This is a genomic window from Streptomyces sp. NBC_00425 (assembly GCF_036030735.1).
GTDB lineage: Bacteria > Actinomycetota > Actinomycetes > Streptomycetales > Streptomycetaceae > Streptomyces.
In genome coordinates this window covers 4,415,697-4,437,693 of sequence record NZ_CP107928.1, presented here as the reverse complement: position 1 = coordinate 4,437,693, position 21,997 = coordinate 4,415,697, and the positions used below count along the sequence as shown (strand labels likewise).

19 protein-coding genes are annotated in these 21,997 nt (G+C 73.3%); 11 read left to right on the top strand and 8 right to left on the bottom strand.

The annotated features are described in order from the left end of the window. Positions 1 to 11: 11 nt before the first annotated feature. The 4 genes from cseB to OHS82_RS18950 all read right to left on the bottom strand — a co-directional run bounded on the left by cseB (position 12) and on the right by OHS82_RS18950 (position 3,514). Positions 12 to 713, bottom strand: a complete 702-nt coding sequence (cseB, locus tag OHS82_RS18965) for a two-component system response regulator CseB (RefSeq protein ID WP_057577697.1) — start codon at positions 711 to 713, stop codon at positions 12 to 14. Between the two features lie 199 nt (positions 714 to 912). Continuing rightward, positions 913 to 1,557, bottom strand: coding sequence for a hypothetical protein (locus OHS82_RS18960; protein ID WP_057578083.1), 645 nt, complete (start codon positions 1,555 to 1,557; stop codon positions 913 to 915). A 74-nt stretch (positions 1,558 to 1,631) separates the two neighbouring features. Continuing rightward, the gene (locus OHS82_RS18955; protein WP_057577696.1) at positions 1,632 to 2,174 is read right to left on the bottom strand and encodes a SigE family RNA polymerase sigma factor; all 543 of its coding nucleotides are present in this window, start codon (positions 2,172 to 2,174) and stop codon (positions 1,632 to 1,634) included. A 401-nt stretch (positions 2,175 to 2,575) separates the two neighbouring features. Further along, complete coding sequence (locus tag OHS82_RS18950; RefSeq protein ID WP_328434190.1) at positions 2,576 to 3,514, bottom strand: A/G-specific adenine glycosylase; 939 nt, start codon at positions 3,512 to 3,514, stop codon at positions 2,576 to 2,578. 237 nt (positions 3,515 to 3,751) lie between these two features. Here OHS82_RS18950 and OHS82_RS18945 point away from each other — a divergent pair, with 237 nt between their 5' ends. After that, positions 3,752 to 4,603 (top strand): hypothetical protein, encoded by an 852-nt coding sequence (locus OHS82_RS18945; protein WP_328434189.1) that lies wholly within the window; start codon positions 3,752 to 3,754, stop codon positions 4,601 to 4,603. 79 nt (positions 4,604 to 4,682) lie between these two features. Here OHS82_RS18945 and disA read toward each other — a convergent pair whose 3' ends face one another. Next, entirely contained in the window at positions 4,683 to 5,807 is a 1,125-nt protein-coding gene (disA, locus tag OHS82_RS18940) for a DNA integrity scanning diadenylate cyclase DisA (protein ID WP_057577693.1), read from the bottom strand. A gap of 81 nt (positions 5,808 to 5,888) precedes the next feature. Next, positions 5,889 to 7,298: a DNA repair protein RadA gene (radA, locus tag OHS82_RS18935; RefSeq protein WP_057577692.1), complete on the bottom strand. Its 1,410-nt coding sequence runs from the start codon at positions 7,296 to 7,298 to the stop codon at positions 5,889 to 5,891. Positions 7,299 to 7,517: 219 nt separating this feature from the next. On the opposite strand from radA, the gene OHS82_RS18930 reads away from it, so the two are divergent. Next, positions 7,518 to 9,329: an RNA polymerase sigma factor gene (locus tag OHS82_RS18930; protein ID WP_063894241.1), complete on the top strand. Its 1,812-nt coding sequence runs from the start codon at positions 7,518 to 7,520 to the stop codon at positions 9,327 to 9,329. 133 nt (positions 9,330 to 9,462) lie between these two features. Here OHS82_RS18930 and OHS82_RS18925 read toward each other — a convergent pair whose 3' ends face one another. Then, entirely contained in the window at positions 9,463 to 10,332 is an 870-nt protein-coding gene (locus tag OHS82_RS18925) for a hypothetical protein (protein WP_079041154.1), read from the bottom strand. A 71-nt stretch (positions 10,333 to 10,403) separates the two neighbouring features. On the opposite strand from OHS82_RS18925, the gene OHS82_RS18920 reads away from it, so the two are divergent. The 4 genes from OHS82_RS18920 (at position 10,404) to ilvD (ending at position 15,391) form a co-directional block, all read left to right on the top strand. Further along, positions 10,404 to 11,336 (top strand): Ppx/GppA phosphatase family protein, encoded by a 933-nt coding sequence (locus tag OHS82_RS18920; RefSeq protein ID WP_057577689.1) that lies wholly within the window; start codon positions 10,404 to 10,406, stop codon positions 11,334 to 11,336. Positions 11,337 to 11,749: 413 nt separating this feature from the next. Beyond that, a complete protein-coding gene (locus tag OHS82_RS18915) occupies positions 11,750 to 12,808 on the top strand; it encodes a sugar phosphate isomerase/epimerase family protein (RefSeq protein ID WP_328434188.1) in 1,059 nt (352 codons plus the stop codon). Continuing rightward, on the top strand, positions 12,805 to 13,410 hold the full coding sequence (locus OHS82_RS18910; RefSeq protein WP_057577686.1) for a TetR/AcrR family transcriptional regulator: 606 nt from the start codon (positions 12,805 to 12,807) through the stop codon (positions 13,408 to 13,410). The genes OHS82_RS18915 and OHS82_RS18910 overlap by 4 nt, the downstream gene beginning before the upstream one ends. Before the next feature lie 127 nt (positions 13,411 to 13,537). Next, positions 13,538 to 15,391, top strand: coding sequence for a dihydroxy-acid dehydratase (ilvD, locus tag OHS82_RS18905; RefSeq protein ID WP_057577685.1), 1,854 nt, complete (start codon positions 13,538 to 13,540; stop codon positions 15,389 to 15,391). A 199-nt stretch (positions 15,392 to 15,590) separates the two neighbouring features. On the opposite strand, the gene OHS82_RS18900 is transcribed toward ilvD, so the two are convergent. Next, on the bottom strand, positions 15,591 to 17,876 hold the full coding sequence (locus OHS82_RS18900) for a protein kinase domain-containing protein (RefSeq protein WP_057577684.1): 2,286 nt from the start codon (positions 17,874 to 17,876) through the stop codon (positions 15,591 to 15,593). A 181-nt stretch (positions 17,877 to 18,057) separates the two neighbouring features. On the opposite strand from OHS82_RS18900, the gene OHS82_RS18895 reads away from it, so the two are divergent. The 5 genes from OHS82_RS18895 to OHS82_RS18875 all read left to right on the top strand — a co-directional run bounded on the left by OHS82_RS18895 (position 18,058) and on the right by OHS82_RS18875 (position 21,933). Beyond that, positions 18,058 to 18,381, top strand: a complete 324-nt coding sequence (locus tag OHS82_RS18895; RefSeq protein WP_057577683.1) for an SH3 domain-containing protein — start codon at positions 18,058 to 18,060, stop codon at positions 18,379 to 18,381. Between the two features lie 327 nt (positions 18,382 to 18,708). Beyond that, on the top strand, positions 18,709 to 19,281 hold the full coding sequence (locus tag OHS82_RS18890; protein ID WP_057577682.1) for a hypothetical protein: 573 nt from the start codon (positions 18,709 to 18,711) through the stop codon (positions 19,279 to 19,281). Positions 19,282 to 19,354: 73 nt separating this feature from the next. Next, entirely contained in the window at positions 19,355 to 20,131 is a 777-nt protein-coding gene (locus tag OHS82_RS18885; protein ID WP_057577681.1) for a class I SAM-dependent methyltransferase, read from the top strand. A gap of 201 nt (positions 20,132 to 20,332) precedes the next feature. Next, positions 20,333 to 21,133: an ABC transporter ATP-binding protein gene (locus tag OHS82_RS18880; RefSeq protein WP_057577680.1), complete on the top strand. Its 801-nt coding sequence runs from the start codon at positions 20,333 to 20,335 to the stop codon at positions 21,131 to 21,133. Next, positions 21,130 to 21,933, top strand: coding sequence for an ABC transporter permease (locus tag OHS82_RS18875; protein ID WP_328434187.1), 804 nt, complete (start codon positions 21,130 to 21,132; stop codon positions 21,931 to 21,933). The genes OHS82_RS18880 and OHS82_RS18875 overlap by 4 nt, the downstream gene beginning before the upstream one ends. Positions 21,934 to 21,997: the final 64 nt, after the last annotated feature.

Below are 21,997 nucleotides of genomic sequence, written 5' to 3'. Positions count from 1 at the left end.
CCCCGCCCCGCTCAGGCCTTCAGCTTGTAGCCGAAGCCGCGGACCGTCTCGATGCGGTCCTGACCGATTTTCGTCCGCAGCCGCTGCACATGGACGTCGACGACCCGGGTGTCGCCGCCCCAGCCGTAGTCCCACACCCGCTCCAGCAACTTGTCGCGGGAGAGGACCGTGCCCGGAGCGGAGGAGAACTCCAGCAGCAGCCGCATCTCGGTGGGCGTGAGCGCCACCGGCTGTCCGGCCCGGCGCACCTCCATGCCCTCGGTGTCGATCTCCAGGTCGCCGAAGGCCAGCACACCCCCCTCGGCGGCGGCCTCGGGCTCGGTGCGGTCGCCGCCGCCCGCGTGACCGAAGCGGCGCAGCACGGCGCGGATCCGCGCGACCAGCACCGCTCCGTCGAACGGCTTGGTCACGTAGTCGTCGGCGCCGGCCTCCAGGCCGAGGACGACGTCGATGGAGTCGGCGCGCGCCGACAGCATGATCACCGGCACCGTGGACTCGTCGCGGATGCGCCGGCACAGGCTCACGCCGTCCAGGCCGGGGACCATCACGTCCAGCAGGGCGATGTCGGGCCGGTCGGCCCGGAACGCCTCCAGGCCGGAGAGGCCGTCGGGCATCGCGGTGACCGCGAAGCCGTCCCGCTCCAGGGCGAGCTGGGTGGCTTCGCGGATGACGTCGTCGTCCTCGACGAACAGGACGTGGGTCTGGTCTGCCATCCCGGTGCTCTCAGTTCTCGTATGCGGTCTCGTGCTGCTGTCGGGTTCCTGTCGGAGCGCCCCTTGGAGGGACGCGCGAAGCACGGCGAGCGTTCACTTCCCGCGCCGCCGCCTTGCCCGTCCACTCATTGATCGCACCGAGCACCCCGATCGGTTCACGCCGGCCGAAGTTTTTTGCGATCGCCCGCTTCCGGGCGGGTCAGCCGGTCTCCGGCACCGGCGTCGGCGCCCCGCCGCCGACGCTGCTGTAGTCGTTGTGCCAGCTGTACTCCTTCATGAAGCGGCCCGAGGCCCAGCGGTACGTGATCACGTTCTCGCCGGACGGACTGGAGACCGGGTCGCCCTTCTCGTACACCTGTTTGGTCACCACGAGGTCGCCCCGGTCTATCTCCGCGTAGACGGGAGGCTCCTCTGCCTTGAACACGTTCTGGTAGCCGTCGTCGCTCTCGCGGTACACGTAGGAGCCCACACCGACCGCGTCACCGCAGGTCAGCACGTTGACGATGACGTCGTCGCCGGTACCGCCGGTCAGGTTGCCGTAGGAGACGTCCACCGGGTACTCGTCGCCGACGCAGGGCTTGAGCCCGCCCTTGACCTCGGCCGAGACCGCCGGGTCGTCCTTGATGAGCTGGACCGCGTCCGACTGGTCGAGGCTCTCGGAGGCGGCGGCCTCGGGCATGGGGTTCGCGCCCGCCACCGCGTCGCCGTGCGCCGGCCCCTCGTCGCGTGCGCCGGTGCCGCCGGTCGCACAGGCCGAGGCGAAAAGGGCAAGGGCGGCGAGCACGGCCATCGCCGTGGTCGCCGCCTGGATGGCGCCTCGGGCCGGTGTCGGCCCATGGTTCATGTCGAAGGATCCCCCGGCGCCTCGCCGCCCGCCCCCGGGGCGCACGACGGGGCCATCGACACCGCCCTTGTCGGTCAGGCCGCCGTGCAACGCTCCCGCTCCTCACGCTCCAGCGCGCGTGCGTCCAGGTCGCGGGCCTCCAGCTCCTCGCGGAGCCGGGCGAGCGCCCGGTGCAGCGTGCTCTTGACCGTCCCCGCCGACATGCCGAGGGCAGCGGCGGTCTCCTCCGTGGACATCTGCTCCCAGTGTCGCAGCACCACGACGCTGCGCTGCTTCGGAGCCAGGACTTTCATCGCGTCCATCAGCAGGGCGCGGTCGGCGTGCTGCTCGGTGGAGTCGTCCACCCGGGCGTCCGGGAGCTGCTCCGTCGGCACCTCGTCCAGCTTGCGGGCCCGCCACCACTCGGTGCGCGTGTTGATCATGACCCGGCGCAGGTAGGCGTCCGCGAGCCGCTTGTCCGCGATGCCGTCCCAGCGGCCGTACGTGCGGGCCAGCGCGGTCTGCAGGAGGTCCTGTGCGTCGACCGGGTCCGGGACCAGACGTCGGGCGCTGCGCAGCAGTGCGTCCTGCCGCGTGCGGACGTATTCCTCGAACTCGAGCACCTCGCCCTGCGCCATGGTGAACCCCTCCGTCTTTTCCCCGTTCCGGCGGGCTGTCGCCTGCCGGTTCCTGCTGTGGTCGGTGGCCCGGTGTTCTCGGTGGGCACGCAAACGAAGCTACGGAGGTGTTGTCACGGGGCTGTCCGAAGCAGCCTGCGGCTAGCGCTCGGCTGTCCGTCGGTTGTGTAACGGAAATGAGTTCTGGGTAGAGAGCCAGGCTCGATGGCCCAAGTATGGGGCGCTTTGCCCCCTCGTTGTGTGTGACACAGGCACCGTCACGGCTCGATGAAGTCTGTGAAGGACGCCGCCGCCTGTGAAGTGACCATGCGTCAGCTCGGTCGCGGTCACCTCAGTGGCAGTCAGCTCGGTCGCAGTCTCCTCAGTGGCAGCCACCTCGGTGACGGCCGGCTCGGTGGCGGTCAGCTCAGCGGCAGGCGGTACAGCCCGCCGGGGAGCGGCTCCACCAGTCCGTCCGCGACGAGCCCGTCCAGCGCACGCGCGCGTTGCACCGGCTCGTGCCACACGCGGTCGAGGGCGGTCTGCGGCACGGGCGCGTGCGCGTCCCGCAGGACGGCGAGGAGCTTGCCCCGGACCTGCCGGTCGGTGCCGGCATACGTCTGACCGCGGCGCGGCGGTCCGTCGTGCTCCGGCTTGCCCGCGAGCCGCCACGCGCACTGCCCGGCGATCGGGCAGCGCACGCACGTCTCGTTCCTGGCCGTGCACACGAGCGCGCCGAGCTCCATGGACGCGGCGGCCCAACGCGCCGCCGTCGGCTCGTCGTCGGGCAGCAGGGCACGGGCGAGTCTGCGCTCGGCGGCCGTGGTGGCGTTCGGCGGGTACTGCACGCCCGTCACGGCGCGCGCGAAGACCCGGCGGACGTTGGTGTCCAGGACGGCGTGCCGCTGCCCGTACGCGAAGGAGGCGACGGCCGCGGCCGTGTACTCGCCGATGCCGGGCAGCGCGAGCAGCTGGGCGTGGTCGGACGGCACGTCGCCGCCGTGCCGTTCCGTTATCGCCGTCGCGGCGCCGTGCAGTCGCAGGGCGCGGCGCGGGTAGCCGAGCCGCCCCCAGGCGCGTACCGCCTCGCCCGGGGCCTCGGCGGCCAGGTCGGCGGGGCGCGGCCAGCGGGCGAGCCACTGCTCGTAGACCGGCAGGACCCGGCTGACCGGCGTCTGCTGGAGCATGAACTCGCTGACCATCACGCCCCACGCGCCGGCTTCGGGGCGTCGCCAGGGCAGGTCACGGGCGTTGTCGTCGAACCAGTCGATCACGGGGGAGTGCAGGTCCGCCCCGAGGGCGTCGGCGTCGGCTTCGGCCCGGGCGGGGCCGCTGTGCGGGGGCTTCGTGGGCGCAGTCATGGCCCTTCCGATCCTGCCATGCCCACCGGCGCCCGCGCGTGCACCGCCACTCGGCCGGGACGCGCGCGTGCCGGGGGTGCGGCGGTGGGTGCGGCGGGGTGATCGTCAAGGAGCGATGACCCGGCGGGCCGAAGTCGGGCGCGCGAGAACGGTTTCCGGGATGATGATCCGGAAAAGTTGTGTTCCCAGCGGCGGGTGGGGCCGGTGAACACCACGATCTCTCGTACAGTTTGCGCCGTGGGATCTCTGCGCAATCCGGTCGGGCCGCTTCCCTCCTCCATCTACTGGCGACGGAGGGTCGTACTGCTGTCCGTGTTCGCCCTGTTGGCGTTGCTGACCTTGTGGGTCGTGACCTCGGGCGGGGGCGGGGGCAGGAACGGGGCCGGTAAGGGCAACGGCAAGAACCCCGCCTCGTCCATCACGCCCGGGCCGTCCGGATCCGGGCCCGCGATCAGCCAGAACCCGGGCGGGCGCGACGAGTCGAGCCCGGGGTCCACCGACGGATCGGGTGCGGACGCGGGCGCCGGTTCCGGTGGTTCGGGCGGCGGCTCGGCCGGTGCCGGCGACACCGACGACGGCGCCAACGGCAGCGGTGACGGCAACGCGGCAGGCGCCGACGCGGGCGGGGCCGGGGCCGGCGGCGGTGGCGGCGGTACGGCCACGACGCTGCCCGTCGGCACCGCTCTCCCCGACTGCACTGCGGGCGCGGTCACTTGGACGCTGCGCAGTGTCCGCAACGACTACTCGCCCGACCAGACGCCGACCTTCCAGCTGATCGCGAAGAACAGCTCGGCGAGCGACTGCAAGGTCGATCTCGGCCCGAAGCGGGCGGTGCTGACGATCACTCAGGCGTCCGACGACGACGACTACTGGTCCTCCGCCGACTGCCCCAAGGCAACCGGGAGCCTGCTGTACCGGGTGCCGGCCGGGCAGAGCTTCACCTACACCGTGAAGTGGGACCGCAGGCCGAGCGCCCCCCAGTGCGCGACTCCGCCGGCCGGGACGGCCAAGGCCGGCACGTATCTCCTCGAGGCGCAGGCCCCGGGCTTCGCGAAGGCGCAGGCGTCGTTCGTGCTCAAGGACGACTGAGCGCGCGCCCGCTCGCCCCCCGCGGTGCCTCCGCCCGTCGCGCCCCCGGCGGTCACGCGCTGCCGCACGCGGGGACGGTTTAGACGTAACGCTCCAGGATCGAGGACTCGGCCAGTCGGGACAGGCCCTCGCGGACGCTGCGGGCCCGCGCCTCGCCCACGCCGTCCACCGTCTGGAGGTCGTCGACGCTCGCGGCGAGCAGCTTCTGCAGGCTGCTGAAGTGCTCCACGAGACGGTCGATGATGGCTCCGGGGAGGCGCGGCACCTTCGCCAGCAGGCGGAAGCCGCGTGGGGACACCGCCGAGTCCAGTGCCTCGGGGGAGCCGGTGTAGCCCAGCGCGCGGGCGACCGTGGACAGTTCCAGGAGCTCGGCGTGGGTGAGCGCGTCCAGTTCGTGCAGCGCCTCGTCGACCGTGCGGGAACGCTTGGCCGTCGGCTCGGGGACGTAGTCCCGGACCACCAGTTCGCGCTCCGGCTCCACGCCCGCGATCAGCTCGTCGAGCTGGAGGGCGAGCAGTCGTCCGTCCGTGCCCAGTTCGACCACGTATTCGGCGATTTCGGTGGCGATGCGACGCACCATCTCCAGTCGCTGGGCCACCGCCGAGACGTCCCGGACCGTCACCAGGTCCTCGATCTCCAGCGCTGACAACGTTCCCGCGACCTCGTCCAGGCGGAGTTTGTAGCGCTCCAGGGTGGCCAGCGCCTGGTTCGCGCGGGACAGGATCGCCGCGGAGTCCTCCAGGACCCGGCGCTGCCCGTCGACGTACAGGGCGATCAGGCGCATGGACTGCGAGACCGAGACGACCGGGAAGCCGACCTGCTTGCTGACCCGGTCCGCCGTGCGGTGCCGGGTGCCGGTCTCCTCCGTGGGGATCATGGGATCGGGCACCAGCTGGACGCCGGCCCGGAGGATCTTCGACAGGTCGGAGGAGACCACGATGCCGCCGTCGAGCTTGCACAGCTCACGCAGGCGCGTGGCCGCGAACTCCACGTTCAGGACGAACCCGCCCGTGCACATCGCTTCGACCGTCTTGTCGGAGCCCAGCACGATCAGCCCGCCGGTGTTGCCGCGGAGGATCCTCTCCAGGCCGTCGCGCAGGGCCGTGCCGGGGGCCACCGCGCTCAGCGCGGCGCGCATCAGGCCGTCGGAACCGGAACTCCCACCGGACTTTCCGGGAGCTGCCGCCCGGTCGTTGGCTGCCACTGCACTCCTCCGGTCACTGGGGTCTGGGGCGTCCCCGTTTCGCGCACTCGTTCGTACGGACGGGCGAGACCAGGGCAAAGTCTACCGGCGGTCCTCCGCGTCCTGTGGGGCCTCTCGGCGACGGGAGCGCGGCAGGACCCGCAGGGCGTCCCCCATGTCGGCCACTTCCAGGACCTTCATGCCCGCGGGGATCCTGCCGGGATCGCCCGGTACGAGTGCGTGCGTGAAGCCCAGACGGTGGGCCTCGGCGAGCCTGCGCTGGACGCCCGTGACCCGTCTGACCTCGCCCGCGAGGCCCACCTCGCCGATCGCGACGAGGTTCTTGGGCAGCGGGGTGTCACTGGCGGCGGACGCCAGGGCGAGGGCGATCGCGAGGTCCGCGGCGGGCTCCGAGAGCTTCACGCCGCCGACCGTCGCCGAGTAGATGTCCCGCTTGCCGAGCGCGCTGATCCGGCCGCGCTGCTCCAGGACGGCCAGCATCATCGAGACGCGCGAGGTCTCCAGGCCGGACGTCGTGCGGCGGGGGGAGGGGATCTGGGAGTCGACGGTGAGCGCCTGCACCTCGGCGACCAGGGGCCGGCGGCCCTCCAGGGTGACCGTCAGACAGGTGCCAGGTACCGGTTCGTCACGACGGGTCAGGAAAAGTCCGCTCGGGTCCGCAAGGCCCGTAATGCCCTCGTCGTGCAGTTCGAAGCAGCCGACCTCGTCGGTCGCGCCGTAACGGTTCTTGACGCCGCGCACCAGGCGCAGCCGGGCGTGCCGGTCGCCCTCGAAGCTCAGCACGACGTCGACGAGGTGTTCGAGGAGGCGGGGGCCGGCGATCGCGCCGTCCTTCGTGACGTGGCCCACCAGCAGCGTGGACATGCCGCGTTCCTTGGAGGCGCGGATCAGGGCGCCCGCGACCTCGCGGACCTGGGCCATGCCGCCGGGCGCGCCGTCGATCTCCGGGGAGGCCACGGTCTGCACGGAGTCCACGATCAGCAGGGACGGCTTGACCGCGTCCAAGTGGCCGAGGACGGCCGCCAGATCGGTCTCCGCCGCGAGGTACAGGTGGTCGTCGATGGCGCCGATGCGGTCGGCGCGCATCCGGACCTGCGAGGCGGACTCCTCGCCCGTGACGTAAAGGGTGCGGTGCTCGTCGCTCGCCGACTTGGCGGCCACGTCCAGCAGCAGGGTCGACTTGCCGACGCCCGGCTCGCCCGCCAGGAGCACGACCGCGCCGGGCACGAGCCCGCCGCCGAGGACGCGGTCCAGCTCGGCCACGCCGGTGGGGCGGGCGGTGGCCTGCCGCCCGTCGACCTGGCCGATGGGCAGGGCGGAGGTGGTGACGCGCCCCGGCGCAGTGGTGCGGACCGCGGGCGCGCCGTACTCCTCGACCGTGCCCCAGGCCTGGCACTCGGGGCAGCGGCCGAGCCACTTGGCCGTCTGCCAGCCGCATTCCGTGCAGCGGTAGGACGGACGGTCCTTGGTGGTCTTCGTACGGGCAGCCATGGGGAAACCGTAACCGCCCGCACCGACAGCCGGGTCTGCCTGTGGATGAAGGGGGCGCGAAACACCGACGCCCCCTGTGAATCAGCCACGTCCCCTCACGAACGAGCCACGCGTCCCCCCTGGGCGGTCCCCTTTTGAGGGATCGTTTCACCCGTACGGATTAAAAGGACTCAAGGGACAAGAAGACCTGGTTCCGTGCCGCCTACGGTCGCACGGGTGATGAGCAGCAGCCCGGAAACCTCGACCCGCACGACCGGCGCGCACCGGGCGCACCGGGAGGCGCGCGACGGCGCTGCGGCGCGCACGCTCGCGCAGCGGCCGCCCACGCGTTACGAGCCGTACCTGGACGGCCTGTTCACCTACTGTCTGTCCGTTCTGTGCGACCACGAGGCGGCCACCGCGGCCCTCGTCGACGCGCTGGCGTTCGCCGAGCGGCGCGGTCAGCGCGGGCCGGACGCCGCGGGCGACCGCAGGGCCTGGCTCTACGCCCTGGCCCGCTGGGCCTGTCTGCGCAAGCTCGCCGAGGCCAGGCAGAATCACCGGAACGCACACGCGGCGCACCGTGACGGCAGCCGCCGGCAACCGGGTCCGCAACCGGGAACCGCATCCCCGTCTGCCGCCCCGTCCGGGCCCACGCCGTCCGGGTCCGCCCCGTCCGCCCGTTCGGCCACGGCCTGCGCGCCCGACGCCGACCAGGAGCGGCGAAGGCGCGAGCTCTCCCGGCTGGCCTGGCCGGAGGCCGCCGGGACCACCCCGGAACAGCGCGAGGCGCTCGAACTCGCCGTGCGCCACCACCTCGCCGTCCACGAGGTCGCCGCCGTCCTCGGCAAGGACCTCGCCGCCGCCCGCGAACTGCTCGCCACGGCCGCCTGCGAGGTGGAACGCACGCGTGCGGCCCTCGCCGTGGTCGAGACCGGCGGCTGTCCCGGCGTGGCGCGGCTGACCGGCGGGAACCAGTTCGTGCTCAACGCCGCGCTGCGCCGGGAACTCGTCCGGCACGTCGACGACTGCCCGCACTGCCGGCGGGCCGCCGGACGCGCCGTTCCCGGTCGCTGGCCCGGCGCCGGCGTCACCCCCGCCGAACTGCCCGTCCTGGAAGCGCCCCGCGCGCGGCTGCGCGTCGCCCTGAACCGCCTTCCGCGCGCACGGCGGGCCGCCGTGCCGCGCTACGACCGGCGCGGCTTCCCCATGGACCCCAAGGACCACGCAGCCCGCCGGGAGCGGCTGCGCGCGCGTGCCGTCACGACGACCGTCGTCGCCACCGTCGTCGCCGCTCCCGTGCTCGCCCTGTGGGCGGCCTACCGGGGAACGCCGACGGGGGAGGGCGCCGACGGACGCTCGGTCGGCGTCAGCGAGGCGCACGGCTCCGACAGCCTGGACGGCGAGACGGAGGGCTACGAGAACGCCGGGAACGTCAGCACCCGCCCCCGGAGCGACCGTGCGAAGGGCGACGACCCGGACGTGTCGGTGGAGGTCGTCAGCGTCTCGGGACTCGGCGAGAGCGCCGCCGGGCGGCTCTCCGTGACGGCCGCCACCCACGGCGACACCACGCTCGTCACCCTGACCGCGGACGCGGACGCCGACGGTCCGGTCCGCTGGTCGGCCGTCACCGCGGCGCCCTGGCTGTACCTGAGCCGGTCCGCGGGCGTCCTGCGGCCCGGCGAGTCGGTGACGGTGAGGGTGTACGTGGATCATCTGCGCGAGCCGGCCGGGCCATGGCACGCACGCGTGGCGATCGCCCCGGCCGGCTCCGTCGTCTCGATCGGGGGCTACGGCACCGCTCCCGGCCCGTCCCGACCCGGAGACGGACCCGGGCACGGTCCGGGACACGGCCCCGGTACGGGCCACGGCGACCCGCCGCCGGCCACGGACCCGGAACCCACGCCCACGACGCCCTCCGGACCGGACCCGACCCCCACCGACCCGCCCTCCGACCCGGACCCGACCCCGGCCGACCCGACCCCGACCGACCCGGAGAGCCCGCCACCGCCGACCGGCGACGGCGACCCCCCGAGCCCGGCGACGTCCTGAGCCGCGCCCGTCATGTCTTCGCCCGTGTCTTGGCCGGTGTCTTCACCCAGGTCACCGCCCGCGTCGTCGCCCACGCCGCGGCATGATCCGGGCGTGTCGCGGGCACCCGGCCCGTCGGGCGCGCCCCGGACGCTCAGGCCGTCGGGCGCACCGGGTCCGCCGGGTGCGGGGCGAGGAGCGGGAGCTGCCCGGCGAGGCGTTCCTCGCACAGCTCGACCAGGCGGTCGTAGCCGGCCTTGCCCATCAGCTCGGTCAGCTCCGGCCGGTAGGAGACGTACACGGGGTCGCCCGCGCCGTGCGCCGAGGTCGCCGACGTGCACCACCAGTGCAGGTCGTGGCCGCCCGGGCCCCAGCCCCGCCGGTCGTACTCGCCGATCGACACCTGCAGCACACGCGTGTCGTCGGGCCGGTCGATCCAGTCGTACGTCCGCCGCACCGGAAGCTGCCAGCAGACGTCCGGCTTGGTCTCCAGCGGTTCGCGGCCCTCCTTGAGGGCCAGGATGTGCAGCGAGCAGCCCGCGCCGCCCGCGAAGCCCGGACGGTTCTGGAAGATGCACGAGCCGTTGAACGGGCGGGTCTGCCGTGAGCCCTCGTCGTCCTCGGCGATCCAGCCGTCCCGTGTGCCCTCGGCGTGGTGCTGCCAGATGTCGGGGGTGAGCCTCGCCACATGCCCGGCGACGCGCTTCTCGTCGTCCTCGTCGGAGAAGTGGGCGCCCAGCGTGCAGCACCCGTCGTCCGCGCGGCCCGCCTGGATGCCCTGGCAGCCGCTGCCGAAGATGCAGTTCCAGCGAGAGGTCAGCCATGTCAGATCGCAGCGGAAGACCTGCTCGTCGTCCGCCGGATCCGGAAACTCCACCCACGCGCGCGCGAAGTCGAGCCCCTTCTCGTCCGCTGCCAGGGTCGCTTCCAGGACCTTCTTCGCCTTCTTGGCTGCCGTCACCGCGTCCGCCCGCGAAGAACCGCCGGTGGATTTGTCGGTCTTCGCCTTTTTCGTCTTTGGCACCCGTCCAGGGTAAGTCGCCGGAAGGCGCTTCGGGGCCGGAGCACGGTCGCACGGGCAGTAGCGTGCCCTACATGAGACTCGGTGTCCTCGACGTGGGATCGAACACGGTGCATCTGCTGGTGGTGGACGCCCACCCCGGCGCGCGGCCCCTTCCCGCGCACTCGCACAAGGCGGAACTGCGCCTCGCCCAACTCCTCGACGAGGGCGGGGCGATCGGCGACGACGGCATAGAGCGGCTGATCACGGTCGTCCACGAGGCCCTGCAGGCCGCCGAGGACAAGGGCGTCGAGGACCTGCTGCCGTTCGCGACCTCCGCGGTGCGCGAGGCCACCAACGCCGACGACGTCCTCGCGCGCGTGCAGGCCGAGACCGGTGTGGAGCTCCAGGTCCTCACCGGCGCCGAGGAGGCCCGGCTCACCTTCCTCGCCGCCCGCCGCTGGTTCGGCTGGTCGGCGGGCAAGCTGCTCGTCCTGGACATCGGCGGCGGCTCCCTGGAGATCGCGTACGGCATGGACGAGGAGCCCGACGCGGCAGCGTCCCTTCCGCTGGGGGCCGGCCGCCTCACCGCGGGCTGGCTTCCCGGCGACCTGCCCGACCCCGAGGACATACGCGCTCTGCGCCGTCACGCCCGGGCGCAGATCGCCCGCACGGTCGGCGAGTTCAGCCGGTTCGGCGCCCCCGACCACGTCGTCGGCACCTCGAAGACCTTCAAGCAGCTCGCCCGCATAGCAGGCGCCGCCCGTTCCACCGAGGGCCTCTACACGCAGCGTGAGCTCAAGCGGGAGTCCCTGGAGTCCTGGGTGCCCCGCCTCGCCGGCATGACGACCGCCCAGCGCGCGGAGCTCCCGGGCGTGTCCGAGGGCCGCGCCAACCAGCTTCTCGCCGGCGCGCTGGTGGCCGAGGGGGCGATGGACCTCTTCGGCGTGGAGACGCTGGAGATCTGCCCCTGGGCCCTCAGGGAGGGCGTGATCCTCCGCAAGCTCGATCACATGGCGTCCACGTGACCGGGACCGCCGGACGGGCCGGCTGACGGACCGCTGGGCGGGGCAGCGGACGGGTTGACGCCCGGGCCTGCGCCCGGACCGACGGACAGCCCGGCGCCCGGGACGACGGACAGCCCGGCGCCCGGGACGACGGACAGCCCGGCGCCCGGGACGACGGACAGGCCGACGACCGGGACTGACGACCAAGCCGGCACCCGGGCCGGCGGACACCCCGACGCCCGGGCCGGCGGACACCCCGACGCCCGGGACGACGCCCGGGCCGGCACCCGGCCGCCCACCCCCGTGCCGCCCCTCATGCGGGGGGCGCGGTCGGCGGACCGCACGACCCCGGCGCACACGCCCACCCGTGGGGAACACCACAACGGCGATCGGGCGCGCGGTCCCACCCGACCGCACCCCGTAACCTGTCCCCCATGGCAGAGCCAGTCGTGCGGATCCCGGATGCGAAGGTCGCCCTGTCGACGGCCTCGGTCTACCCGGAGTCGACGGCGACGGCCTTCGAGATCGCCGCGCGCCTCGGCTACGACGGCGTCGAGGTCATGGTCTGGAACGACCCCGTCAGCCAGGACATCGACGCGCTGCGCAGGCTCAGCGACCACCACCGCATCCCGATCCTCGCCGTTCACGCCCCCTGTCTGCTGATCACGCAGCGGGTGTGGTCGACCGACCCGTGGACGAAGCTCCAGCGGGCCCGCGCGGCGGCGGAGAAGCTCGGCGCGAGCACCGTCGTCGTCCACCCGCCGTTCCGCTGGCAGCGCCAGTACGCGCGCGACTTCGTCACCGGCATCTGGCGGATGGCCGACGAGACGGATGTGCGGTTCGCCGTCGAGAACATGTACCCGTGGCGCTACCGCGACCGCGAGATGCTCGCCTACGCGCCCGACTGGGACGTCACGAAGGACGACTACCGGCACTTCACGATCGACCTCAGCCACGCCTCGACGGCCCGCGCGGACGCGATGCAGATGGTCGACCGCATGGCCGACCGGCTGGGTCACGTCCACCTCGCCGACGGAAACGGTTCGGCGAAGGACGAGCACCTGGTGCCCGGGCGCGGCTCCCAGCCCTGCGCCGAGCTGCTGGAGCGGCTCGCGCTGACCGGCTTCGACGGGCATGTGGTCATCGAGGTCAACACGCGGCGCGCGATGTCCGGCGCCGAACGCGAGGCCGACCTGGCGGAGGCCCTCGCCTTCACCCGCCTGCACCTCGCGTCGCCCTCCTCGGCCCCCGCGCCCTCTTCGGCCGCCAGGCGGTTCCCGGCGGCCTCTCCGGCCTCCCCGGCCTCTCCGGCCGCCGCGCCCCCGCCGGAGAGCTCCTCGACGCCTCCGGGGCCCTCGTCGCCGACGGGCTCCTCGGCGTCCGACGGCGCCTCGGGGCCCGACGGCTCCTCGGGGCCCGCGATGCCTTCCTCGAGGTCCTCCTCGCCGAAGTCCCCGGCCGGGTTCCGGCGTCCGAAGGCCCGCCGCCGATGACCGGCGTCACGGCCCGCAGGCGGGGCCGCCCCCCACGCGCGGAGTCGGCGGACACCCGGGACCGCATCCTGGCGGCCGCCCGTGAGGAGTTCTCCGAGCGGGGTTACGAGAAGACGTCCGTTCGCGGCATCGCGAAGGCGGCCGGTGTCGACCCGGCCCTCGTGCACCACTACTTCGGCACCAAGGAGCAGGTCTTCGAGGCCTCGATCGAGGTGGCCTTCGCGCCCGCGCTCAACGCGCCGGAGGCGGTCGCCGACGGGCCCCCGGACCAGGTCGGCGAGCGGCTCGCCCGCTTCGTCCTCGGCGTCTGGGAGAACCCCACCACCCGCAAGCCCCTGCTGGCGATCGTGCGCTCGGCGGTCGACAACGACACCGCGGCCGCCGTCTTCCGCCGCCTCGTCTCCTCGCAGCTGCTGCGCCGCATCGCCGCCCAGCTCGACCTGCCGGACGCCGAGCTGCGCGCCGAACTCGCGGCGGCGCAGCTGGTCGGCTGCGCGATGCTGCGGTACGTCATCAAGGTCGAGCCGCTGGCCTCGGCGGATCTGGAGCAGATCATCGCGCGCGTGGCGCCGGTCGTGCAGGGCCACCTGACCGGACCGTGAGCCATCGCCCGCAGGTGTGAGACATTCGTCCCGGTATACGGACACAGTGTCCGCCCCCTGGATGACCGGCGTACGCTCGTTAGCAGTCAGAAGTCTCTGATCGCAGTCTCTGAAGGAGCGAGCGACGATGCCCGAGCTGAGGTCCCGCACAGTCACCCACGGCCGCAATATGGCGGGCGCCCGCGCCCTTATGCGCGCCTCCGGTGTACCCGGTGCGGACATCGGCCGGAAGCCGATCATCGCGGTGGCCAACAGCTTCACCGAGTTCGTGCCCGGGCACACGCACCTCCAGCCGGTCGGCCGGATCGTCAGCGAGGCGATCACCGCGGCCGGCGGCATCCCGCGCGAGTTCAACACGATCGCCGTCGACGACGGCATCGCGATGGGCCACGGCGGCATGCTCTACAGCCTGCCCTCCCGCGACCTGATCGCGGACAGCGTGGAGTACATGGTCGAGGCGCACTGCGCCGACGCCCTGATCTGCATCTCCAACTGCGACAAGATCACCCCGGGCATGCTGAACGCGGCCCTGCGCCTGAACATCCCGACGGTCTTCGTCTCCGGCGGCCCGATGGAGTCCGGTCGCGCCACGCTCGTCGACGGCACGGTCCGCACGCTCGACCTGGTCGACGCGATCTCGGACGCCGTCAACGACAAGATCTCGGACGAGGACATCCTCCGTATCGAGGAGAACGCCTGTCCGACCTGCGGCAGCTGTTCCGGCATGTTCACCGCCAACTCGATGAACTGCCTGACCGAGGCCATCGGCCTCTCGCTCCCCGGGAACGGCTCGGTCCTGGCCACCCACACCGCCCGCAGGGCGCTGTACGAGGACGCCGGCCGCACGGTGATGGACATCACCCGCCGCTACTACGAGCAGGACGACGAGACGGTCCTGCCCCGCAACATCGCCACCATCGCGGCCTTCGAGAACGCGATGGCCCTCGACATCGCGATGGGCGGCTCGACCAACACGATCCTGCACCTGCTGGCCGCCGCCCAGGAGGCGGGCGTCCCCTTCGGCCTGGAGGAGATCAACGAGGTCTCGCGCCGCGTGCCCTGCCTGGCCAAGGTCGCGCCGAACGTGGCGAAGGACCGCACGTACTACATGGAGGACGTGCACCGGGCCGGCGGCATCCCCGCCCTGCTCGGCGAACTGCACCGCGCGGGCCTGCTCAACGAGGACGTGTTCTCGGTCCACAGCCCGTCCCTGGCGGACTGGCTGAAGACCTGGGACGTCCGCGGCGGCTCCCCCTCGCCCGAGGCGCTCGAACTGTGGCACGCGGCCCCCGGCTGCGTCCGCTCGGCCGAGGCCTTCTCCCAGTCCGAGCGCTGGGAGGCGCTGGACGTGGACGCCGAGGGCGGCTGCATCCGCTCCGCCGAGCACGCCTACAGCAAGGACGGCGGCCTCGCCGTCCTGCGCGGCAACATCGCCGTCGACGGCTGCGTGGTCAAGACGGCCGGCGTCGACGAGTCGATCTGGACCTTCGAGGGCCCGGCCGTCGTCTGCGAGTCGCAGGAGGAGGCCGTCGAGAAGATCCTCAACAAGCAGGTGACGCACGGCGACGTCGTCGTCATCCGCTACGAAGGTCCCAAGGGCGGCCCGGGCATGCAGGAGATGCTCTACCCGACGTCCTTCCTCAAGGGCCGCGGCCTCGGCAAGACCTGCGCCCTGATCACCGACGGCCGCTTCTCCGGCGGCACCTCCGGCCTGTCCATCGGCCACGCGTCCCCCGAGGCGGCCTCCGGCGGCGCCATCGCCCTCGTCGAGGACGGCGACCGCATCCGCATCGACATCCCGAACCGCACCATCGAGCTCCTCGTGGACGACGCCGAGCTCGCCCGGCGCGAGGCGGCCCTCGGCGGCGTGTACGCCCCCAAGAACCGCGAGCGCAAGGTGTCCGCCGCCCTGCGGGCCTACGCCGCGATGGCCACGAGCGCCGACAAGGGCGCGGTGCGGGACGTGTCGAAGCTGGGCTGACGCCCGCGACCGACGCCGCGACGGGACCCCGGACGCCGGACCGACTCCGGCCCCGATTCGGACGTCCCGTTCGACCCGGACCCGACGCCGACGTCCGACTACCGGACGTCCGACTGCTGACCGCTGACTGCTGACGCCCTGAGGGCCGTCTCCGCCGGTACCCCGTGCGGAGGCGGCCCTCGGCGCGTGTCGGCCGCGGCTACCAGTCCTCCGGAGCCCGCCCGTCGACCGCGAAGACGGTCCCGTCGGGCGCGCCGGCGTAGACACGGCCGTCGACCGCCGCGGGAGCGGGCAGCGAGGCCACCACCTTGTCCGACTCGGCCCCGAGCCGCAGCCGCGTCTGCCCGACGAGCCTGCCCTCGTCGGCGTCCACCGCGAGGAGACGTCCGTCGGCGGCGCCGAAGTACACGTGCTCGCCGTCGGCGGCCGGCGCCGACCCCCGGCTCACCGCCGTCTGCAGGGACCACAGCTCCTTCCTCGCGGCCGTGTCGACGGCCACCAGCGACCCGTCGAAGGCCAGCAGGTAGACCCGGTCGCCCTGCACGGTGGCGCGCACCCCCTGGAGAGCGACGCCCAGAGCGGTCCGCCGCGGTGCGGCGTCGCCCGGCCGGTAGCGGAGCACGGCGTCGACATCGCCGTAGTCACTGCCCTCGGACAGCAGGACGAGACTGTCGCCGGTGGCGCCCGCGGGGACCACCGTCCCTTCGAACCGCTCCTCCCACCGCACCTCGCCCGTCGTGGGGTCCACGGCCGTGATCCGGGTGCGCCGCCCGCCGTCCGACGTGTTCGACGCATAGGCCAGCGGCCGTGCGCCCTGCGCGAACGACACGAAGTACGGCTCGTTCAGCCCCGGGATCCGCCGGCTCCACGCCGTCCTGCCCGTCGCCGCGTCCACCCCGGTCACCGTGTCGTCGGCCGCAGTCAGCAGCAGCATGCCGCCGACGGTGCGGACGCCGGGGTACGGCGTCAGGTCCCGCTGCCAGCGCGGCACGCCCGACGCCGGGTCGAGCGCCTCCATCCGCCTGCCCGAGTCCGTGACCACCAGCGCCAGTCCACCCGCGAGCGCCGGCGCCTCGACGGATCGGCCACCTCCGGGAACCGCCCGCCGCCACAGCACGCGCCCGTCGGACGCGTCCAGCGCGGACACCTGCCCGGACTGCACACAGACCAGCAGTCGCGCGCCGTACACGCACCGCGGAAGTCCGCCCGTGCCGCCGTGTGCGTCGTCGCCGCCCTTCACGGGCCGCACGCTCCAGTCGGCGAGAGCGGGCGACGCGGAGTGCGCCCCGCCCGCGTTCCCCCGCCCACCCCGGTCGGCGTCGCCGTCCCCGAGCATCCGCGCCGCACCGAGCGCGCCGCCGCAGAGGACGACGGCCAGCGCGCCGGCCGCGAGCACCGCCCGCCTGCGTCGTCCCCGTCGCCTCCCGTCCTCGCCCGTCCCGGGCTCACGCTCGCCCGCGGACACCGCGCCGCCGCCCCCGCCGGACCTCCCGCCGGTCCCGGCCTCGTCGGTACCGCCTGCCCCCGCGGCGCCGCCTTCCCCTCCGGTCCCGGCGGTCCCGACGGCGCCGGTGGGCTGCCGGGCTTCCGTGGCCGGTCCGTGCTCCGGCTCCTCGAGAGCCCGCTGAGGCGGTATGAACACCTGCGTGTCGTAGGAGGCCGACACCGTCCGCAGTGCGTGCATGAGTTCGTCCGGGGTGGGCCGGTCCTCCGGCTCCTTGGCGAGGCAACGCGACACCAGCGGCGCGAGGTTGTCCGGCACGCCCGTCAGGTCCGGCTCGTCGTGGACGACCTGGTAGGCGACGACGTAGGGACTGTCGGAGTCGAACGGCCCGCGTCCCGTCGCCGCGTGCACCATCACGGAGCCGAGCGCGAAGACGTCGGCGGCGGACCCGACCTCCCTGGGACGCCGGAACTGCTCCGGCGCCATGAACGGCGGCGTGCCGATCAACTTGCCCGTCTCGGTGCGCAGTTCGCTGTCCTTCGGGCGGGATATGCCGAAGTCGATCACCTTCGGCCCGTCCTCGGCGAGCAGGACGTTGCTCGGTTTCAGATCCCGGTGCACGACCCCCACGCGGTGGATGTCCCGCAGCGCCTCGGCGAGGCCGGCCATCAGCCGCCGCAACTCGCCGGCGTTCATGGGCCCGTTCCGTTTCACCTGCTCGGCGATGGTCGAGCCGGGGATGAACAGGGTGGCCATCCACGGCCGTTCGGCCTCCGGGTCCGCGTCGACGACGGGCGCGGTGAACGCCCCGCTCACCCTGCGGGCGGCTGCCACCTCCTGCCGGAACCGCCCCCTGAACTCTGGATCGCGGGCGAACCGCGCGTGCACGACCTTGACCGCGACCTTCATGCCGGAGGTGCTGCGGGCCAGATGCACCACGCCCATGCCGCCGGCACCCAGGCACTCCTCGAGCCGGTAGTGACCTGCGTACTCCGGAAGTTCCGCTTCCGCGCCCGCTCCGGTGTTGCGCTGTGGCGTCATGGACCACCCCCGTGCTGTTCATCCGCGCGCGCGACGCACGGAGCCTAGTCGATGACTCGTGCGGCGCAGAGGCGGCTTGCTAGCCTCCGCGTACGAATTCCGCACACGTGTTTCATGGCGGGTTTCGGGGGAATCAACGGGACCCCATGGCAGTCATGGGGTGCAACGGGGGAGGTTTCACATGTCTGTCGACCACGTGGAAGAGGCCGGGAACAGTGACGCGGCGGAAGCCGTCACCGCGACCGCGACCGCGGCGCTCACCTACTATCCGGTCGCGCCGGGCGTCCGGCTGAACGTGCGCAGCGGCCCCGGCACCGGTTACTCGGTCGTCCGGGTCCTGCCCGAGGGCGCGAACGTGCCCATCTTCTGCCAGTGCCCGGGCACGTCGGTCTCCGGCCCGTACGGCACCACGAACATCTGGGACAACATCGCCGACGGCCAGTTCGTCTCGGACGCGTACGTGCGGACGGGCAGCGACGGATACATCGCGCCGCGCTGCTCCTGATCTCGGAGGGTTCCGGGCGGGGGTCGCGGACGGGGGACCGCGGGCGGATGCCGGACGTCCGGTCGCCGGAGGGCGGAACGCAGCCACACAACAACGGACCCGGCCCGTCCGGGCCCCGTTCGCCCCCGCTCCGCCTCCGGCGCCCCGCCCTCCGGCGACTCGCGGGGCGGCGGTCCGCGGCACCCGGCCGCGGACCGTCTGCGGGCACCTGCGGGCCGCGGGCGGTCCGCGTGCACCGGACCGTAGGGGGCCTGCGGGCACCCGGCCGCGGGCGGTCCGCGGGCACCCGCCCGGTGGGCGGCCCGCACCCGGAGCCATAATCGTGCCGTGAGCGACGAAAACGGCACCCCGGACACCTCGGCGGAATCCCGGGGCGCCGCCGAGGTCTCCTCGGGCGCCCCCTCCGGCCCGGCAGGCGACCCTGCCGGCGCCGGCCCCCGCCCCGAGCCCCTCCGCTTCTTCGGCACCACCTGGCTGAACCACGACGGCGGCCCGCGAGGCTACGCCGTCCGGCGCGGCGCGGTCGCCCTCGGCTCACTCCTCGCCGTCGTCGTCTCGTGTCTCGTCCTGCGCTTCGCCTACCAGGGCATCGCGATCGCCGACCTGGGCGGCTTCGTGACCGTCCTGGTCGTCGTGATGTTCGCGGTGTGCAGCGCGCTCGCCTTCCGGCACACCTGGGAAGGCTTCGCCAAGCGTCCCGACCCCGACCGCCAGGCCTCCCTGCGCGGTCTGCTGGCGGTCGGGTTCGTCGGCTCGCTGCTCGCGTACTTCTTCCGCGCGCTCACCGAGGCGCCCGGCGAGAGACTCCACCGCGAGGAGTACGAGGCGGCCCGCCAGCAGCACGAACGCCGCACGACGCGCCGCACCGGCAACCCGTCGAGGAAGCGCCGCCGCCGCTGAGCCGTACCGGGCGGGGAGAGGAACACGGCAGGGGCCCTGTTCCTCTGCCCGCCCCGCCCGCGATCATGGCCCCATGACGGCTTCCACCCCCGCCCCATCCCACGCGGCCCGAGCCCGTTCCTTCGACGCCGCCGCGGCCCAGTACGCCGCGAACCGGCCCTCCTACCCGAACGCCCTCTTCGACGTGATCGAGGATCTCGCCGGCCGCCCCCTCGCCGGCGCGCGGACGGCGGACGTCGGGGCCGGCACCGGCCTGTCGACCGCACGCCTGCGCGCCCGCGGTGCTGACGTCCTCGCCGTCGAACCAGGGGACGGCATGGCCGCGCAACTGCGCCTGGCCCTCCCCGACGTGCCGGTCGTCCGCGGCGACGGCAACCGCCTCCCGTTGGCCCCTTCCAGCGTCGACCTCCTCACCTACGCCCAGTCCTGGCACTGGACCGACCCGGCGCGCTCGGTCCCGGAGGCGCTGCGGGTGCTGCGGCCGGGCGGCGCGCTGGCGCTGTGGTGGAACACCGACGCGCTCGACGTGCCGTGGCTCGCCGAGGCGGAGGAACGCATCGGACGCCACTTCGGGCGGGGCGGCGGTCCCGCGGTCAGGAACGTGGAGGCCCGGGTCGTCGACCCCGAGGGCCGCCTCGACCTCGTCCGCCGCACGGTCCGCTGGAGCCGCCGGGTCCCCGTGGACACGCATCTGGCCAACATCGGCAGCCATTCGATCTTCCTGGTCCATGGCCAGGAGGCAGCCGCCGCCTTCCTCGCCGAGGAACGCGACCACCTGATACGGGCCTTCCCCGACGGCGTCGTCGAAGAGGTCTACGACGTCATCCTGCTGCTCGCGATCAAGCCCTGACCACCCGGCCACCGTCCCTCCCTTTCTCCCTCGCTTTCGCCCTCGCTTTCTCCTTCTCAGCGCTTCCTCACCGCCCTACCGTGCGCGGCGGCCCCTCACCTCCGGGGCCGCCGCGCACGCATGTGCGGCCCCGGAACCCGTCCCACCCCGCGTCCGACCCGCGCCTTGACGGCGCCCCTCACCGCGAGCATTATTCATCACATGATGAATTCTAAGCGGTCCGGCGCCCGCCCGCCCGACGCACCCGCGGTACGCGCCGAAGGCCTGACCGTGGTCCGCGGGCCGCGCACCGTCCTGCGCGCCCTCGACTTCACCGTCCCCCGCGGCCAGATCACCGGTCTGCTCGGGCCCTCCGGCTGCGGCAAGTCGACCCTCATGCGCTCGATCGTCGGCACCCAGGCCAAGGTCGCCGGGACCCTCGACGTGCTGGGCCGCCCCGCGGGCCACGCCGTCCTGCGCACCCGCATCGGATACGTCACCCAGGCCCCCTCGGTCTACGACGACCTGACGATCCGCCAGAACCTCGACTACTTCGCCGCGATCCTCGACCCGGGCCGAGCGGCAGCGGACCGCCGCCGCGAGAACGTCACCCGGGCCATCGCCGACGTGGACCTCACCACCCACGCCGACGCCCTCGCCGGCAACCTCTCCGGCGGTCAGCGCAACCGCGTCTCCCTGGCCGTCGCCCTGCTGGGCGCCCCGGAACTCCTGGTCCTCGACGAACCGACCGTCGGTCTGGACCCGGTCCTGCGCCGCGACCTGTGGAACCTCTTCCACGACATCGCCGCGACCCGGGGCGCGACCCTCCTCATCTCCTCCCACGTCATGGACGAGGCCGAGCGCTGCCACCGCCTGCTCCTGATGCGCGAGGGCGAGATCCTCGCCGACGCGACCCCCGACGACCTGCGCACCCGCACCGGGTCGGACACGGTCGAGTCGGCCTTCCTGCACCTGGTGGACGCCGCGACGGAAGCGGCCCGCGCGAAGGAGACCACCCGATGACCACCACGACGACCCCCGACACCCCGGCCGCCCCCGTCCGCGCCCCCGCCCCGACCGGCGCCCTGAACGCCTCCCGGACGGCCGCCACCGCAGGCCGCGTCCTGCGCCAGCTGCGCCACGACCCCCGCACCATCGCGCTGATGATCCTCATCCCCTGCGTGATGCTGTTCCTGCTCCGGTACGTCTTCGACGGCAGCCCCCGCACCTTCGACAACGTCGGCGCGTCCCTGCTGGGCATCTTCCCGCTGATCACGATGTTCCTGGTCACGTCCATCGCCACCCTGCGCGAACGCACCTCGGGCACTCTCGAACGCCTTCTCGCGATGCCCCTCGGCAAGGGCGACCTCATCGCCGGCTACGCCCTGGCCTTCGGAGCCGTCGCGATCGTCCAGTCGGCCCTCGCCACCGGCCTGGCCGTCTGGTTCCTCGACCTGGACGTCACCGGCAGCCCCTGGCTGCTCCTCCTGGTCGCCCTCCTCGACGCCCTCCTCGGCACCGCCCTCGGCCTTTTCGTCTCGGCCTTCGCGTCCTCCGAGTTCCAGGCCGTCCAGTTCATGCCGGCGGTGATCTTCCCCCAGCTCCTCCTCTGCGGCCTCTTCGCCCCCCGCGACACCATGCACCCCGCCCTGGAGACCCTCTCGGACGTCCTCCCCATGTCGTACGCGGTCGACGGCATGAACGAGGTCCTCACCCACACCGACATGACGGCCACCTTCGTACGGGACGTCCTCATCGTCGGCGGCTGCGCCCTCCTCGTCCTCTGCCTGGGCGCCGCAACCCTCCGCCGCCGCACACAGTGACCCCCCTTCCAGCCCGTCCGGCGCTTGAGGACGAGGCCCGTCCAGGGCCGAACCGGGGGTCTGG